Genomic DNA, 18,251 nt, shown 5'->3' with positions numbered 1-18,251 from the left:
GGAGTTTAGCAAATGAATGAAAATGAACTTTTGATGGGATTCAAAAGTGGAAAATATACCGCTGAGGAAGTATTGGCTTATTATCAAGAGTTAGATAAAGAAAATTCAAGATACACTTTGTCAGAAGGGCAGAAAGGTTTGTGGATGCTGCACAAACTTGAACCTGAATCTGACGTGTATCACATTCCAATATGCTTTCGGGTTCGTAACCATATAAATATGGAGAAACTGAAACAGGCATTCGGTCAGGTTGTTACCCGACATAATCAACTCGCTTGTGTCGTTGTTGAAGAAGAGGGGGTACCTTATTTGGTACCCCAACCCTTCAACCCTGGATCATTTCTATCGTCCGTAATCGGAGAACTGGGTAAGGACGAGTTAATATCACTACTAAATCGAGAGAAGAAAAAAACGATTGATTTAGCTCGCGATTCTTTCATTCGAATGCATGTTTATAGCGTTTCTTCAACTGAGCATGTTGTTTTGTTTGTTGTTCATCATCTCGTATTTGATGGAGCGTCAACTCCTGTATTTCTGAAGGAACTATTTTCAATCTATGAAGCTCTTGTAAAGAATAACGGTAACGTTGAACTGAGTGAAAAGATAACATATGGGGAATTTCTTGAATGGGAACAGAATTACCTTTCCGGTAAGAGAAGTGATGAAGACAGGCAATATTGGTTGTCTAAACTCGAAGGGGAACTTCCATCTTTGAATCTCGATATTGAAAAACAAAATGAAGGCAGGGCTAGGGCTAAAGGAGAAACTTCTGCAGTAAAGCTTACGGATACCGAAAGCAGTGACATAAATTTATTTTGTTCAAAACACCATGTCAAGCCTGCAGCGTTCTTCCTTTCCCTATTCCAATCATTGCTGCAACGATATACTGGAGAGAATGAATTGATCATTGGAATTCCAACGATGGGCAGACCAGAGTTGGAGTTCTATCAAGCGGTGGGATATTTTGTAAATACTTTGCCGTTACGTAAGGTTGTGGACCAAGATGCATTTTATTCCGATTATCTAGCCGAGTTGAATTATGCTCTTGCAGAAGCAATGGATCACTCGCTGTATCCATTCCCGTGTATGATTCAGGATCTGAACATTAAGAGAAATGCACAGGTGCCTCCAGTATTTCAAATCATCTATACCTATCAGAACAAAGGTTTGTTTCAGTTCTCCTTGGATACACCAGCCCTGGGCGAAATAGAGTTTATTGAGGAGATTGGTCAGGAAGGAGAGTTTAAGCTATCGCTGGAGGTGTATGAAGAAGAGGATCGTTTTGCATTATGCTTGAAATATGATGCAAATCAATTTGATACACAGGATATTACATCGATGATGAATCACTACCAAGTCCTTCTTTCAGCAGTAATTGAGAATCCCCATAAGCCCATAGGTAGCTATAACTATCTGGCAAATAAAGAACGTAACCAGGTGTTAATAGAATGGAATCGTACAAGTTCCTCATTTCCTTCGGAGCGTTGTTTACATGAACTATTTGAGGAACAGGCTATGACAAATCCTGAAGCGATTGCTTTAGAATTTGAAGGGGAAAAAATGAGCTATCGACAACTGAACGAGCGAGCAAATCAGGTGGCCGCATATTTGTGTCAATCAGGCGTCAGAACGGATACGGTCGTTGCGCTTTGTGTAGAGCGATCCTTTGAGATGGTAATCGGTTTGCTAGGAATTGTTAAAGCGGGAGGCGCTTATATGCCGATTGATCCTGCTTTTCCAGTTGAACGTATAAGGTACATGCTAGAAAATGCAGGTGTAAAGAGGGTACTTACATCATCTTATCTAGCAAGCTCTCTCTCCTTGGAAAACATAGATGTTATCTTTCTGGATACAGGTGAGGAATTGTCAGGAAGGGAAGGAATATTTACCGATCAACCTATTTCAAATGTGTTTCGAAATGAGATTGGATTAGAAACTAACAATCTTGCTTATGTCATATATACTTCAGGATCTACCGGACTACCCAAAGCGGTTATGGTAGAGCATCGGGCGTTGACAAATCGGATCGACTGGATGCAAAAAGAATACAAGATCAATGCATCCGATGTAATCCTGCAAAAAACACCTTATAGCTTTGATGTATCTGTATGGGAATTTTTCTTACCATTAATCTCAGGAGCAAGATTGGTTCTTGCGAAGCCTAATGGTCATACAGATGCTGAATATCTGATTTCGTTGATTCAATCCACTGCTGTGACTACACTGCATTTTGTTCCCTCCATGTTTAGGATTATTCTGGGGCAGAAGGAGTGGAGTGAATGCCGTACGATTCAACGTGTATTTTGTAGCGGTGAGGCTTTGGTACCAGACCTTGTACTCAAACATTATACGTTAAATTCCGCTCCACTGTATAATTTGTACGGACCTACGGAAGCGGCGATTGACGTGAGCCATTGGCATTGTTCAGAACAGAATAAATTGAATTCTGTTCCAATCGGCAAACCGATTCAAAATGTTAAACTCTACGTGTTAAATGATTACGGTTCTCCTCAAGCTATAGGATGTCGTGGTCAACTCTTTATAGGTGGAGACTGTCTGGCTAGGGGGTATCTGAATAACCCGGAGTTGACCCGTGAGAAGTTTATTTCGAACCCTTTCTCGACGAATCAAGGAGAGCGTTTGTATAAGACAGGGGATATCGTTCGTTGGCTAAAAGACGGTAGCTTGGAATATTACGGACGCAATGATGATCAAACCAAGATTCGTGGAATTCGTATTGAACTTGGCGAAATTGAAGCGAAATTGAATGACGCTGAGAAGGTAGAATCTTCTTTAGTTATGGTCCGCGAAGATTCTCCTGGTGAACAGCGAATTGTTGCTTATATAGTCTTATCTGATCGTGTTCAAGACAAAAAAATGCAGGGAGTTAAGTTGAGTGAATTTCTTAAAAAGTCACTGCCTGATTATATGATTCCAAGTGCGTTTGTCATACTTGACGAAATTCCTGTCACGACTAATGGGAAAGCAAATCGTTCAAAATTACCTGCACCTGACAGTAACAACTATATAACACAAGCCTATGTTTCACCGCGAACGCATAATGAAGCACTGCTAGTTGATATCTGGACAGAGATTCTTGGTTTTGAAAAGGGGAAAATTGGAGTGAATGATAATTTCTTTGCTCTAGGTGGTCACTCGCTACTTATTCCCAAACTACTAGCTCGCCTTCAGCTTCAAGGATTGACTGTAGATATACGTACCGTTTTTGAAGCAACTACTCTCTCGAATTTAGCGGTGAAAATCGAGAATACATTAGAAGTAAAAAACAATGTTGTTCCACCAAACAAGATTCCTGCGGATTGTACGCAGATTACGCCGGATATGCTCACGCTCGTTTCACTTGGTGAAGAGGAGATTGAGCGAATTGTGGCTACCGTAACAGGGGGGGCTGCGAACATTCAGGATATATATCCACTCGCACCATTGCAGGAGGGTATTCTTTTTCATCATTTGATGGACAAAGAAAACGACCCTTATGTTCTTTCCGGATTGTTTTCATTTAAAAACAGAAGGCGGCTTGATGAATTTGTCTATGCGTTACAGGGTGTAATCGATAGAAATGATATATTAAGAACGATGTTTGTAAGCGAGGGTATAGCTCAACCTGTTCAGGTAGTGTGCAAACGGGCCAACCTAGTACTAGAGACGTTCACACCACCTCATGGAGTGGATGCTCAGCAATACATTCGAAGTATGCTGCATGGGCCTCACTATATTAACATTCACCGGGCACCACTGATACAGCTGAAGGCGGCGTGTGATTCTGAAACAGGCATGTGGTACATGTTATTCAATATGCACCATCTCATAGATGATGCGACATCTTTAGGTTTCTTGTTTTCAGAAGTAGTTGCCTATTTGAAAGGAAATGAAAGCAGTCTCGGTAATCTCACACCTTATAGAGAATTTATCGGATATACCATCAAACAGATGAATTCTGATGGTATGAAAGCGTATTTCGAGAAAACACTCGGTGATGTGAGTGAGCCAACAATACCTTTTGGGATAGTAAATGTGTATGGTGATGGTCGCAGTATTCTAGATATGCGAAGGTCTCTTTCTACATATTTATCAAACAGTATTCGTGCACTTGCGAAACGGATGCGACTAAGTCCTGCCAGCGTTTTTCATGCGGCTTGGGCAATCGTAATCTCCATGTGTTCGGGAAAAGATGATGTTGTCTTTGGGACAGTGCTATCCGGGCGATTGCAAGGGATTCAAGGAACCGAACGAATGTTAGGTAATTTTATAAACACATTGCCTATGCGTGTGCAACTTTTTAATAAGTCAGTAAGAGAATTATTGCAAGAAACAGATGTAGCATTACGAGAACTCATTCGTTACGAACAAGCATCGTTGTCCCTTGCCCAAAGTTGTTCTGGTATAGATAGCAATATACCACTATTTAGCGCATTAATGAACTTCCGCCACATGGATTCTAATGAGCGTATCGATGAAGAAGAACTCGTAACATTCGGAATTCAATCTCTTACTGGTGTCGTTGAGCGCACGAATTATCCACTTCTTGTGTCAATTGATGATCAAGGCGATGAATTCTCTGTTGATGTTCAAGCTGTTCAACCGATTTCTTGTGAGTCCATTCATTGCTATCTTGAGAACGCCCTTGTAGGAATAGTCAATGCAATGGCGGAAGAATCAATCACTGAAACGTTCGTCTCATCGATGAATATTCTCCCTGATTCTGAGCGAGCACAGTTCATTGAAGTTTGGAATAATACTGAACGCGATTATCCGAACGAACGGTGCATTCACCAATTGTTTGATCGTCGCGCTCAAGAGAATCCGGATCGTACAGCAATTGTATATGGGGATATATCTATGACCTATGGCAAACTCCATCAGGTTACGTCAGAACTATCCCAATTTTTAATACGAAGAGGTGTGGAATCCAACCGTTGTATTGCCGTCATAGCAGAAAGATCCATAGATATGATAATTGGGTTGCTTGGTGTGTTGAAATCGGGGGCAGCTTATATTCCTATAGATCCAGAGTTACCGGAAGAGCGGCTAACCCACATACTTGCCGATAGCAAGGTAAGTGTTGTGTTATCGCAGAGCAAATATAAACAGAGAATGAGAAGGGTACTAGATCGTCTTCGCAACTCGCATAGAGGAACTTATCAGACTCCCATTATCGACCTAGAAGATAGAGCATCATGGACAATTTCGGAGCCAAACCATACGCATCATGTTACAACTGTTACGAGCGATGATCTTGCTTATGTTATTTATACATCAGGGACAACAGGTAATCCAAAAGGAGTATGTATTACGCATAAAAGTGTCATGAATACCCTTAATTTCCTTGAGGAGATGTACCCTGTTAAAGAAAATGATGCCTATCTGCTGAAGACCAACTATATCTTTGATGTATCTGTTTCAGAGTTATTTGGATGGTTTATGGGTAAAGGACATTTGGTTATTCTACCACCGGGAGATGAAAAATCGTCAGATGAGATCTTCAGGCATATTGAAAAATATAAGGTGACCCATGTGAATTTTGTTCCTTCGATGCTTCGGGAATTTGTATATTCTGCACAGGGTAACCAAGAATTCTTGGCTAACTGTCCATTAAAATATTTGATGGTCGCAGGTGAAGCCTTTCCAAAAGAACTTGTCGTTCAAACAACTGAAATGTTTAAACATGTGAAAGTAGAGAATATCTATGGCCCAACAGAAGCATCGATATATGCAACTTATTACTCTTGTTCTGGAAGTCATTTTTCCGGGACGAACACACCAATTGGTAGACCTATTGCTAATACTCGAGTGTATATAATTGACAGAAATGGTAATTCAACACCAATTGGTATTCTAGGTGAATTGTGTATTTCTGGTGCGGGTTTAGCGAAAGGATATCTTAACAATGATCAACTGACTCAGGAGAAATTCATCGATAACCCCTTTGAAATAGGAACCAAGTTATATCGAACTGGAGATTTGGCTAGGTGGTTACCGGATGGTCATATCGAATATTTAGGTAGACTTGATTTTCAAGTGAAAATGCGTGGTTTCCGGATAGAATTGGGTGAGATTGAACACCATCTGAATCAATATCCTGCTGTTCACGATACTGTTGTAGTGAAGTCCGAAATCATAAAAGGTGAAGAAGCATTGGTGGCTTATCCTGCCATTGAAGGAAGAGTGGCATCAGCTTGCTATAGCATTCTTTCAATGTTGGAAGAGGGGCAATTGCTTCATGAAGATTTATATGAACTTCAAAACGGGATGGAGGTATGTGGTTTCAATAGACAGGAGACGGATTTACTTTATCGAGACCATTTCATCGAACCGCTACCTGATATTACTCTTAAGGAAGGGGATTGTATATTCGATGTAGGAGCTAACATCGGTATGTTTAGTCTTAGCTTGGCATCCAAGATGGATGGCTTGCAAATTTATTCTTTTGAACCGATTCCTGCTATTTATGAGATCCTGAGAAAAAACAGTAGAATGATTGGTGGCAATACGATCATTCCTGTTCAGGCTGGACTTTCAAACTCTATAAGAGAAACTAAGTTTGAGTATTATCCAGATTGCTCTATGATGTCGGGGAAACCAATGGAATGGGACACGAAAACCGGCATCATGGAACGATGGATTGATTTTACAGAATTCAAACAACGGGATGAACATATTTTAAGTCATGATCTTATAGACAAACATTTAGAAAAACAGGATGTGGGCGTATCCTTAACGACAATTTCTGATCAAATCCGAAAATATGCTTTGACTTCGATAGCGTTATTAAGAATAGATGTTAATCATTGCGGATTTGAAATAATGGATGGAATTGATGAACAGGATTGGAGAAAAATCAATCAATTGATGATTACGGTTAATTCTAAACTTGATGAGATTAGTATGATTGAAGATTGTCTTAGAACAAAGGGATTTGAGTGGAGTGTGGTACCTGTTAAGAAAAATGGGATGGGTAGCGGGCTGTGTAATCTTATTGCGAAACGTGCAGGAACTGAAGTTGCAAATCTGCATCACAGTCAAGTTGATTTGAAGTATATGGGACCTAAAAAAATAGAAGAATTGCTATTTACTTATTTAGAGTCACATCTACCGAGTTATATGGTTCCATCTAAGGTCGTTCTAATGCGTAATCTACCACTTAATCAGGTCGGAAAGATAGACAGAAAGGCACTACCAATGCCTGAAGAAACTTCGCATTCATTAGAGCGTTTTGCTGGACCTGAAAATCAGGCTGAAGAACTGCTGCTTTCCATTTGGGCTGAGCTATTAGATATAGAGCAGGGAAAGCTTAGCGTCAATGAAAGTTTCTTTAGTTATGGAGGACACTCGTTAATGGTCACGAGAATGTTGAATCGGATTAAGGAAAGAACAGGTGCGGAATTGCCCTTCAAGTCTATTTTTAACAATCCAACGATTTCTGCAATGGCTAGAGAGCTTCAGCAGATCATGCCTGAGGTGGACAATAATAAATCTCAGATTGCAGATAAGATATTGGAAAGCATTGAAATAATTGAAGGACTTACTGAGGAAGAATTGGGTAAGTTGACTTTTTTTGAAACGAAGTGAGAGGGTTTGTCATGTCGTTTTGTTGGTTGTGATTTAATTTTGCACAATAAAGATGCGAAATAGAGAACTAGTTCTTTTGATAGAGAAAAGGATAAAAGTAAGCCGACAGCTAATATGACTAACCAAGCTTAGTCAATCTAGTTGTCGGCTTATGTATTCTTAAAAAGGATAATTCATTTGTCTCTTTAGCACACTAGCTCCTCTTCAATCATCTTACAATAATCATAATACTAGATTGGGTTGTAAAAGCTAAACTAGAATAAACACATCTTACCACAATTGACTTATTATTGTAGGTCGAAATTGGTAAATATAAACTAGAAAATAGGGAAAGAGAATTGTGCGGGCATCTTATTTGTCTTAGGTTCAACATCCGATGGCTAACCCGATACTGTTTACCATTTTTTGAGCCATACTGGTGAATAGATGCCACGGTAATATTTACTATTCCTTGTACATCGTTTTCGCGATGATTTGGATGAATATTTGAGATCCCTTGATAAATGACTTGGCGTAGTTCGCCAGATGTCTAGTTCTAAATGTTTATTGCTGATGGAAAAATAGAGCGTAAAATATAATGAATTCTTTTTCTTAAGGGCATTGATCATAGCGCCGTTGCTTTCTATCATACATCGAACTCTTTTTTTGCGAGAGATGCTGTACAAGTTTCATTCACTTCTAGCGATTTAACTACAATATTTTGTAAGAATAAAGTTTTTTGATAGATTCTAAAGATTGTAATACAATGTGAAAAGATTATTTGTTATAATTTTTTTCAGGCTTGGGTCTTCTCAGGGCTTTTTAGTATAATCTTAACAATTAGTAATTTAACGAAATTAGCTTAAAAGTGCTAAAAGTGCTAAAAGTATTACTATGTTTAACATTTTAGGAGGACAACAATGGCTATAAGTAATAATGATATTTTAATTAGAGTAAGATATGCTATGGATATAAAAGATATGGATATGGTGGAAATCTTCAAACTTGGCGGGATGGAAGTAACGAAAGAAGACGTAGTTGATATGCTTACAAAAATAAAAAGAGCTCCTCAGCATGAACCCGAAAACGCTGATGTGGCTGAAGATGAGTACGTATTAACATGCGATATGATGATGTTAGAGGCATTTTTAAATGGATTTATTACTTTAAAAAGAGGAAAGCAAGATTCGAAACCAGGGCAGCCTGCACCTGTACAGAGCAAGGAGAGTGCCAATAACCTTCTTTTAAAGAAAATGAAAATCGCACTATCTTTAACGAGTGAGGATGTGCTTGATATATTAGATAGCGTAGGCGTCATCGTAACAAAAGGAGAATTAGGCGCTTTATTAAGAAAGAAAGGCCATAAGCATTACAAAGAGTGCGGCGATAGATACGCAAGGAATTTCATTAAGGGATTAGCTGTAAAGTATAGAGGATAAGCTTTGTAACATTTATGGTAAAGCAGTAAATGATATAATAGATAGAGTAGGACGTTTGTATCCTACTCTTTTTTATTTATAAAAATAATTATGAACGAATACGTTAGGTGATGAAATGGTACATACATATTTAGGTGAGACAATTAATTTTCATATAACTTATAAGAAGAAAAAATCAGTACGTCTTTTTGTAGATTCTTACGGAAATGTTGAGGTGCAAGCCCCGAAAGGTACACCTGTTGAATACTTAGTCCAATTGTTAGAGGAGAAATGGGATTGGGTTCAGGCAACACGTAAGGAAATGCAGGAGCGGGCGCTTGGACCACAGGAAAAGGGTTATGATCAAGGAGAAGGTTTTCTGTATTTAGGGAATACGTATCCGATACAGATTTCTCAAGATGCGGGCATTGAACAAGACAATGCAGTTTTTGAAGGTGAGAAGCTACATATTTATGTGAAAGAGCTTAAGGATGAGAAAATACAACAAGCTTTAAAACGATTTTACTATAAGCAGTGTAAAGCGTTAGTGGAGAAGAGTATTAAAGCATATCAAAGTAACTTTAAAACAAAACCGCGTTCTATTCGTATTACAGATAGTAGTCGTACGTGGGGAACTTGTGATTCAAATTTACAGCTAACATTCAATTGGAAGCTAGCAATGGCACCTCAGAGGGTAATTGATTATGTAGTTGTTCATGAAATGTGTCATATGGTTCATTTAAATCATGATCGCTCTTTTTGGCGTCTTGTCGGGAAGATAATGCCTGATTATAAGGAAATGGAGAATTGGTTAGCGTTATCGAGTTGGAAGATGACGGTTTAGTTATTACTTTAGATTGTGGAATAAAATAAAGTAGAACCCTAATGAATTAGGGTTCTCTTTGTACATAGATTATCGTCCAAACTTCACAGTGAAAGTATCGTCTATTCTCTCCATCTCATACCCACGATACCCCTCTGAAAGTAACGTCTGCTGTCCACTAGCATCACTCATAGGAACGCTTTTAACATCCGTCCAATCTCTTTCTATATCTTTACGCAACTCCTTCACAAAAGCATACCGCATACTCCCGCCGTACTTCTCCTTCAATGCAGCAATTTCCATACCTTGCGCGAACTTATCCTTTAAACTTGGAATGTTAAAAGGTGCAACGGTGCAGCAAACGTAATCGTATTTGCTGTCTTCTTTTTGTAATTCATCCATGATGACTGTGGCTAATATTTTTTGCATGCCATTTCCTCGGCAGTTTGGATGAACGTTTGAGATTTCTTGATAGATGACGCGGTGTAGCTGACTTTCTGGTAGGCCAATATCAAGTCCTAAATGTTCATCGTCGATAGGAGGGACTAGTAGGGCACGAAATGCGATGAGCTCGTTTTCTATAAAAGCGCCGATCATCATTCCGTTTCCTTCTAGAATGTATTGAAATTCTTCTAGCGAGAGTGGTTGTAAACGACCTTTATCTTCTAGCGCTTCAACTACAACGTTTTGTAATGATAAAATTTGTTCCATATGTTCTAAAGATAGTAATGTAACGTGAAATGAATCGTTGTTTTGTTTTAATTTTCCTTCGTAAAGAGTCGTCATGTGTTAGTCCTCCTTTAGCGTACAACGTCTTGAAAGACGGTTAATTCTTGTAATGTACTTTCGTTTATTTCAATGCCGAGTCCCGGCTTTTCGTTTAAGCGAATAAATGGTACGTCGTAATGTAAGTTTCCGATGTCTTTCGTGAATTTTAATGGTCCTGTTAGCTCGACGCTAGTAATGATTTTTTTTGAGAAAGCGACATGGAATCCTGCGGAAGAGGCAACAGACGATTCGACCATGGATCCAACTTGGCATTCAATGCCTGCCATTTCAGCTTGATGAGCAAGTTTTACAGCTGGATATATGCCGCCGCATTTCATTAATTTTATATTTACTTTATCAGCTGCGTCTAATTTAATGATTTGGCGCATTTCACGAGAGCCTTTTAGTCCTTCATCAATCATAAGCGGAAGGTCTGTTTTAGAACGAATATGAGCCATTGCGTCAATATCATCCGCTACAACAGGCTGTTCAATCCAGTCAATGTTTAAATGTCCTAATGAACGAAGTGCTGTTAATGTGTTTGCGCTATTTTTCCAGCCTTGGTTTACATCAACGCGAATCGCGATATCATTTCCTACACGTTCACGTACAGCTTCAATTCTCGCTACATCTTCTTTTACATTCGTACCGACTTTCATTTTGAAAGATTGGTAGCCTTTCTGAATCATAGAAGCAGCTTCTTCAGCCATATCCTCCGGCTCGGCGATACTTAAGACGTGAGTGACAGGAAATTCTTCATGGTAGCGTCCGCCAATTAATTGATATACAGGTTGATTTAATTTTTTACCCAGTATATCAAAACAAGCGATATCAATTGCAGCTTTCGCTGTTGGAACACCGTAAATTGTATTGTCCATCATGTCGTGTATTTTTTCGATATTCATTGGATTTTTCCCAATTAGAGCAGGAGCTAGTGTATGTTTTAAAATATGGAAAGTACTTTCCCATGATTCACCTGTAACGTGATCATCAGCAACGCCTTCACCGTAACCGATAATGCCTTCATCTGTTTCCATTTTGACGATAATAGAAGGCATATCAGAATAAGAACCATAACTAATAACAAACGGATCGCGAAGTGGTAAACGAATTGCGTAAAGGTGAATAGCTGTAATTTTCATTGAATAAAGACCCCTTCCTGTTTACAATGGTTTTGTACATTTGATATAGTTGACGTTAAATAGTCGTTAATTAATGATAAGGAGTTAGAGAAAATGATGATAAAAATTGCAGTTGTCGGTTCAAAAGAGTTTATGGAGAATCTTTTACCTATTGCTCATAAACTAGAAGAGATAGAGATTGATCCATATATTTACCTTCACCCGGCAGAATCTTCTGAACTATTAAAGCGTTTAAAACCTTGTGATGTTATCTTTTTCTCGGGTGCCCTACCTTATTATATGGCAAAAGAAATAAGAGAACAATTACCAATTCCAAGTACGTACTTACAGCAAGACGAGACAACTGTCGCTTCTTCACTTCTTTCTATAATATATCATCAAAGTATTCAACCTCATAAAATTTCAATTGATTTAGTAGATCGTTCGTTTATTAAAAATGTGTTCCATGATATCGGTCTGAAAGAAACTCCGCAAGTGATGGATTATGAAAATGTGTTATGGAGTAATGATGAAATTAAGAGAATCATTGATTTTCATTTAGCTAAATATCAATCAGGAGAGGCTGATTTAGCTTTAACTAGTATTCACGCTGTCTACGATGAACTTCAAAAAATAGGTATTCCTTCAGAGCGTATGATAGATCCAACGCAATCAATTATACATGGATTAAAAGATGCAAAAATAAAAGCTGAGTTAGCAAAAAGCCATTCAGCTACTGTTGGTGCTTGTATTATATCCTTTATAGAGTTACAAGAAAAATCGTTTGAACAATTAAATGTAATTTCAAAAGAATTACGTGGTTCATTTAAACAAGTTGATGAAATGACTTTTATTTTGTATACAACTCGTGGTGATATCGAATCGAGTACAAAAACAAATACGATAGATCGTTTATTTACGAATATAGAAGGAGCTGTATCTATTGGATTTGGTTACGGAAAAACAGTAAATGAAGCGGAACAAAATGCAAAAATCGCTCAAGGTTTCGCAAAAAATAATCCGGTAGAACGCTGCTTTTATATACTAACAAGTGATAAAGAATTATTTGGTCCGTTCCCGAAAAAACAGAGAGTACAAAGTTTAAAAAACGATAATCCAGAATTAATGAAAATAGCGAAGGAAACGAAGCTTAGCCCTGCAAACTTGTCAAAAATTATTCAGTTTAGTCAATCGCATCCATCATTGAAATTTACAGCGGCGGATCTTTCTGAGTACTTACAAGTGACTAGGCGATCGACGGAAAGGCTGTTAAAGAAATTAGTTGATTACAGATATGCCAATATTTGCGGCGAGGAAATGCCCTATCAACAAGGGCGCCCTCGCGCAATATATGAGCTGAATTTACCATTGTATTCGTTTCAAAAATTTTAAGCTTCTAGTTGCGCTTTTTGTTTTTTCAATAGGTCTGCTTTTTCAATATCCGATAGCTTTGTAATTGTGAAGCCAGTTATACCATAAATGATTGAAATAATAGGTACGATGAAATTCAATATAGCATAAGGAGCATACTCGAATGCGCCTACACCAAGTGTTGCGAGTATAAATACACCACATGTATTCCAAGGTACGAAAACAGAAGTTAATGTTCCGCCATCTTCTAATGCTCTGGATAAATTTTTAGAATGTAGTCCTTTTTCTGTGTACGCATTTGCATACATTCTTGAAGGAACAACAATCGAAATATATTGTTCAGAGCAAGTAAGATTCGTTGCAAAGCAAGATGCGATAGTAGAAGCGATAAGTCCCTTTGCTGATGTCGCTAATTTTAAAATTTGATTTACAATTGAGCGAAGAATGCCAGTATGTTCTAGTACTCCTCCGAAAGTCATAGCGACAATTGTCATAGAAACTGTATTCATCATAGAGCTTAAGCCACCACGGTTAAATAGTTCGTCTACTAGCTTGTTTCCAGTGTCTATAACAAATCCACTTTGGAGTGCACCGACAGCTGATGAGACAGAACCACCTTGAATAAAGACTTGTGATAAGAATCCTAAAATAACACCTACGAGAATAGCTGGTATAGCAGGGACTTTTTTAGCGACCAATACCATAACAATTACTGGTATAATTAATAGAAAAGGTGAGATAACAAAGTTTTGTTGCAATACTTGTAACGTTTGATCGATACTTTTTGAATCAATATTGTTATCGCCAAAGCTTCTTCCTAAGAACGCATAAACGATAAGAGTAATAATTAAACCTGGAATTGTAGTAAATAACATGTGACGAATATGTGTGAATAAATCTGTATTTGTTAATCCTGCGGCTAAGTTTGTCGTGTCTGAAAGCGGTGACATTTTATCGCCAAAATAAGAACCGGAAATTATAGCGCCAGCAACCATTGGAGCTGGGATCCCCATACTTAGGCCAATTCCCATTCCAGCAACACCAATTGTTCCCATTGTAGACCAGGAGCTACCGATTGCTAATGCAACGATAGAACAAATAATTGTAATTGAAACTAAAAATAGTGATGGAGTTAAAAGTTTTAAACCGTAATAAATCATAGTAGCGACGATTCCACCGCCAATCCAAGCACCGATCGTTAAACCTACAAGAATAATGATAACGATAGCGGGTAATGCAAGGCGAATTCCTTTATACATTGCTTCTTCAATGTCGTTCCATTTGTAACCGTAACGCCAGGCAACGATAGAAGCAACGGTTGTACCGATAATAAGTGGGACGTGAGGGCTTTGTTTTAATACAACAATTGTAACCATCATAACTGCAACTGTAATGATAATAGGGATTATTGCTATGCCAAAAGGTATTTCTCTTTTCATAAACTGCCTCCTCATTATGTATGTTTGTATTTTTAGAATTGTCGCAAAATAGACGTTTATTAAGTTATAATAACTAAAGATATATGCAAGCGTCAACAAAAAACAGAAAATAAGGAATGTTCTATCTGTATAAATATCTTTATAAAATGAGTAAATATTGGTATTAATAGCATTTTAAAATAAATAATTGACTTTTTTCTTAAAATTCAATATGTTCATAAAAACATCTGTTTTTTCAGAAATATAATTAACTTTAATGGTTTGTAATTTGGGAAGGAGAATGAAAAGTTGAAAACATTAGAACTACAAGAGCGTTTAACTGAAATTTTTCAGCATTTACATGAAAACCCTGAAGTAAGTTGGAAGGAATATGAAACGACAGCTTATATTACTAACTTTCTAAAAGAAGAAGGAATTTCATATAAAATATTTGATGATTGCCCTGGCGTGATTGCTGAAATCGGAAGAGGGAATCCAGTTATCGCGATTCGTGCTGATATGGATGCACTATGGCAAGAAGTAGACGGAGAATTTAAAGCGAATCACTCATGCGGCCACGATGCTCATATGACAATTGTGATGGGCCTTATTTTACAATTGAAAAATATGAGATGGGATAGCGGTACTGTTAGATTTATTTTTCAGCCGGCAGAGGAAAAAGGAAATGGTTCCTTAAAGATGGTAGAGAAGGGCGCCGTGGATGATGCAGATTTCTTATTTGGTGTTCATTTAAGGCCAATTGAAGAACTGCCTTTGAAACAAGCTGCACCATCTATTCGTCACGGAGCTGCAGGGTTTTTAGAAGGGATGATTCATGGAGATGATGCACACGGGGCACGCCCGCATCAAGGTATAAATGCAATTGATGTCATTTCGATGATCAATATTGGATTGAAAAATATATGGTTACCGCCGCAGACGTCTTATTCTGTTAAGATGACGAGATGCCAAGCTGGTGGTGATAATCTAAATATTATTCCAGGTAACGGGCACTTTAGTTTAGATGTAAGAGCAGAAAATAACATATTACTAGATGAATTAAAGCGAAAAATAGAGCAAGTAATTCAGTCAGCTGAATCAATGGGATCTAAACTTTCTTATGAGTGGATTGATCTCGCACCAGGAGCTGAAGTGTCAGAAGAAGCTGAGCGTTTCATGCGGAAAGGCATTCTTGAAGTGTACGGGGAAGAGGGATGTACTGGACCACTGTATACGACAGGAAGCGATGATTTCCATTACTATACAGTGAAAAGACCCCATTTAAAAGCTGTCATGCTTGGACTAGGGGCGAACTTACAACCTGGATTACACCATCCGTATATGAAGTTTGATCATAGCTGTATAATGGATGGAGTAGAAATATTGAAACAAACTGTATTGAAAGTATTGGAGAACAGGGGCTAGATAGCTCCTGTTTTTTTGTAGGGATTTGTCGTTAAGTCGATATATTTTAATTTGCGGTTATATAATTTCACGTACTGATTAATTTGATGAAAAATAACTCTCTAGTACATGGTGTATAATAATAAGTACCATTTGTTAATAGGAGAAAAAAATGAACGAACAATATTACGATGCTGTATTACATATAAAAACTGTCGGGGAGCAAAAAGGTTTTAATAAGTCTATGCATTATCACCGTTATGAACCGACGCCATATAGCGGATTAGATGAGTTATTGAATCAATATGAAATAACAAGTAGCGATCGAATTGTAGACTTTGGGTGCGGAAAAGGGAGATTGAATTTTTACATGCACCATAAGTGCGATGCTTCGGCGGTTGGAATTGAAATGAATGAAGAGTTTTATAAAGAAGCAATGGAAAACCGTGAGCGCTATGCACGAAAGGTAAGAAACAGTAAAGATAAAATTCAATTTGAATGCTGCTTAGCGCAGGAATATGAGATTGATCCACGTGATAATCGGTTTTATTTCTTCAATCCATTTTCTGTACAAGTATTTATGAACGTAGTAAATAACATTTTACTTTCGGTAGAAGAAACAGAGAGAGAAATTGATATTATTTTATACTACCCTTCTGAAGATTATATTTTCTTCTTGGAGAATCAGACTGCTTTTGAATTGAAGAGAGAAGTTAGATTACCGGGTGCTTATGAGAAGAATGGGAATGAGAGATTTTTAGTTTATACATTAGGATTATAAAAAAAGCAGGTGCCTTGGCACCTGCTTTTTTAAAACTCACGTCTATATAATTAGTTACGGATTAAGTAATCAAATGCACCTAAAGCTGCATTCGCACCTGAACCCATAGAGATGATGATTTGTTTGTACGGATTATTTGTACAGTCACCTGCACCAAACACTCCTGGTACGTTTGTAGCGCCGTGCTTGTCTGTTACGATTTCACCGCGAACGCGTTCAACTGTTTCGCCTAACCAGTCTGTGTTTGGCACAAGACCGATTTGAACGAATACACCTTGTAATTCAACATGGTGTACTTCTTCAGTTTCACGATCGATGTAAGAAATACCGTTTACTTTATCAGTACCAGTGATTTCTTTCGTTTGAACGTTTTTCAGAACAGTTACGTTTGGTAAGCTGTTAAGACGTTCTTGTAATACAGCATCAGCTTTTAATTCTGGCATGAATTCAAGAACAGTTACGTGCTTAACAATACCTGCTAAGTCGATAGCTGCTTCAATACCAGAGTTACCACCGCCGATAACCGCTACATCTTTTCCGATGAATAATGGACCGTCACAGTGTGGGCAGTATGCTACACCTTTGTTTTTGAACTCAGCTTCACCCGGTACGCCAACATTACGCCAGCGAGCACCTGTTGAAACGATTACGCTCTTACTTTTCAGAATAGCGCCGTTTTCAAGTTCCACTTCAATAAGTTCTTTTTTCTCTAAACGTTTCGCACGTTGTAGATTCATTACATCGATGTCGTATTCTTTTACGTGCTCTTCAAGGCTTGCTACTAGCTTAGGACCTTCAGTGCGTTTTACGCTGATGAAGTTCTCAATACCCATAGTATCCATTACTTGACCACCGAAGCGCTCAGCAACGATACCAGTACGGATGCCTTTACGTGCTGCATAAATTGCTGCACTTGCACCAGCTGGGCCGCCACCAACAACAAGAACATCGTATGGATCTTTATCAGAAAGCTCTGATGCATCTGGACCGTTACCCATTTTAGCTAAAATTTCTTCAAGTGTCATACGACCGCTTCCGAAAGATTCGCCATTTAGGTAAACAGTTGGTACTGCCATGATGTCTTTACTTTCTACTTCCTCTTTGAATGCAGCGCCATCAATCATAGTATGTGTAATACCAGAGTTTAGAACGCTCATTACGTTAAGAGCTTGTACAACATCAGGACAATTATGACAACTTAGGCTGATATAAGATTCAAAATGATATTCGCCTTGAATGTTTTTGATTTGATCGATTAATTTTTGTTCAACTTTTGGAGCACGTCCACTAACTTGTAGTAAAGCTAACACTAATGAAGTAAATTCGTGTCCTAATGGAATACCAGCGAATACGACACCAGTTTCTTCACCAGGGCGATTTACGCTAAAGCTTGGTGTTCTCTCTAGTTCAACTTTTTCTACTGTAATCTTAGATGACATAGTAGCTAATTCATCTACTAGAGATAACATATCTTTAGATACGTTATCGTCTCCTGCGCTTACTTTAAGTAAAATATCGTTCTCCATTAACTGAAGGTATTGGGATAGTTGTGTTTTTATATCTGCATCTAGTATCATT

Annotated in this window: 10 protein-coding genes; 6 read left to right on the top strand and 4 right to left on the bottom strand. The window is 38.1% G+C overall.

Features of this window, described 5'->3' with window-relative positions:
• Positions 1-12: 12 nt before the first annotated feature.
• The 3 genes from ABH960_RS17000 (at position 13) to ABH960_RS16990 (ending at position 9,831) form a co-directional block, all read left to right on the top strand.
• Positions 13-7,590: an amino acid adenylation domain-containing protein gene (locus ABH960_RS17000; RefSeq protein WP_404446893.1), complete on the top strand. Its 7,578-nt coding sequence runs from the start codon at positions 13-15 to the stop codon at positions 7,588-7,590.
• Between the two features lie 899 nt (positions 7,591-8,489).
• Positions 8,490-9,008, top strand: coding sequence for a YehS family protein (locus ABH960_RS16995; protein ID WP_404446890.1), 519 nt, complete (start codon positions 8,490-8,492; stop codon positions 9,006-9,008).
• Positions 9,009-9,123: 115 nt separating this feature from the next.
• A complete protein-coding gene (locus ABH960_RS16990) occupies positions 9,124-9,831 on the top strand; it encodes a M48 family metallopeptidase (RefSeq protein ID WP_404446887.1) in 708 nt (235 codons plus the stop codon).
• A gap of 69 nt (positions 9,832-9,900) precedes the next feature.
• Here the strand turns inward: ABH960_RS16990 and ABH960_RS16985 are convergent, their stop codons facing one another.
• Together ABH960_RS16985 and ABH960_RS16980 are read right to left on the bottom strand one after the other, a co-directional pair.
• Positions 9,901-10,596 (bottom strand): GNAT family N-acetyltransferase, encoded by a 696-nt coding sequence (locus ABH960_RS16985; RefSeq protein WP_404446884.1) that lies wholly within the window; start codon positions 10,594-10,596, stop codon positions 9,901-9,903.
• A 14-nt stretch (positions 10,597-10,610) separates the two neighbouring features.
• On the bottom strand, positions 10,611-11,720 hold the full coding sequence (locus ABH960_RS16980; RefSeq protein ID WP_404446881.1) for a mandelate racemase/muconate lactonizing enzyme family protein: 1,110 nt from the start codon (positions 11,718-11,720) through the stop codon (positions 10,611-10,613).
• 93 nt (positions 11,721-11,813) lie between these two features.
• Here ABH960_RS16980 and ABH960_RS16975 point away from each other — a divergent pair, with 93 nt between their 5' ends.
• Complete coding sequence (locus tag ABH960_RS16975) at positions 11,814-13,091, top strand: transcriptional regulator (RefSeq protein ID WP_404446878.1); 1,278 nt, start codon at positions 11,814-11,816, stop codon at positions 13,089-13,091.
• Here ABH960_RS16975 and nhaC read toward each other — a convergent pair.
• Complete coding sequence (gene nhaC / locus ABH960_RS16970; protein WP_404446876.1) at positions 13,088-14,509, bottom strand: Na+/H+ antiporter NhaC; 1,422 nt, start codon at positions 14,507-14,509, stop codon at positions 13,088-13,090. The two genes, ABH960_RS16975 and nhaC, sit on opposite strands and share 4 nt — an antisense overlap.
• Positions 14,510-14,797: 288 nt before the next feature.
• On the opposite strand from nhaC, the gene ABH960_RS16965 reads away from it, so the two are divergent.
• Positions 14,798-15,913 carry a M20 peptidase aminoacylase family protein gene (locus ABH960_RS16965; RefSeq protein WP_002151542.1) on the top strand — a complete coding sequence of 372 codons (1,116 nt, stop codon included), beginning with the start codon at positions 14,798-14,800 and terminating at the stop codon, positions 15,911-15,913.
• Between the two features lie 151 nt (positions 15,914-16,064).
• On the top strand, positions 16,065-16,673 hold the full coding sequence (locus ABH960_RS16960; RefSeq protein WP_404446873.1) for an SAM-dependent methyltransferase: 609 nt from the start codon (positions 16,065-16,067) through the stop codon (positions 16,671-16,673).
• A gap of 50 nt (positions 16,674-16,723) precedes the next feature.
• On the opposite strand, the gene ahpF is transcribed toward ABH960_RS16960, so the two are convergent.
• Complete coding sequence (gene ahpF / locus ABH960_RS16955; RefSeq protein WP_002010172.1) at positions 16,724-18,250, bottom strand: alkyl hydroperoxide reductase subunit F; 1,527 nt, start codon at positions 18,248-18,250, stop codon at positions 16,724-16,726.
• Position 18,251: the final 1 nt, after the last annotated feature.

Origin of the sequence: Bacillus sp. RC252, from assembly GCF_044909215.1 — a bacterium.
In the GTDB taxonomy this organism is placed as follows: domain Bacteria; phylum Bacillota; class Bacilli; order Bacillales; family Bacillaceae_G; genus Bacillus_A; species Bacillus_A mycoides.
This window is presented reverse-complemented; position numbering and strand designations above follow the sequence as displayed.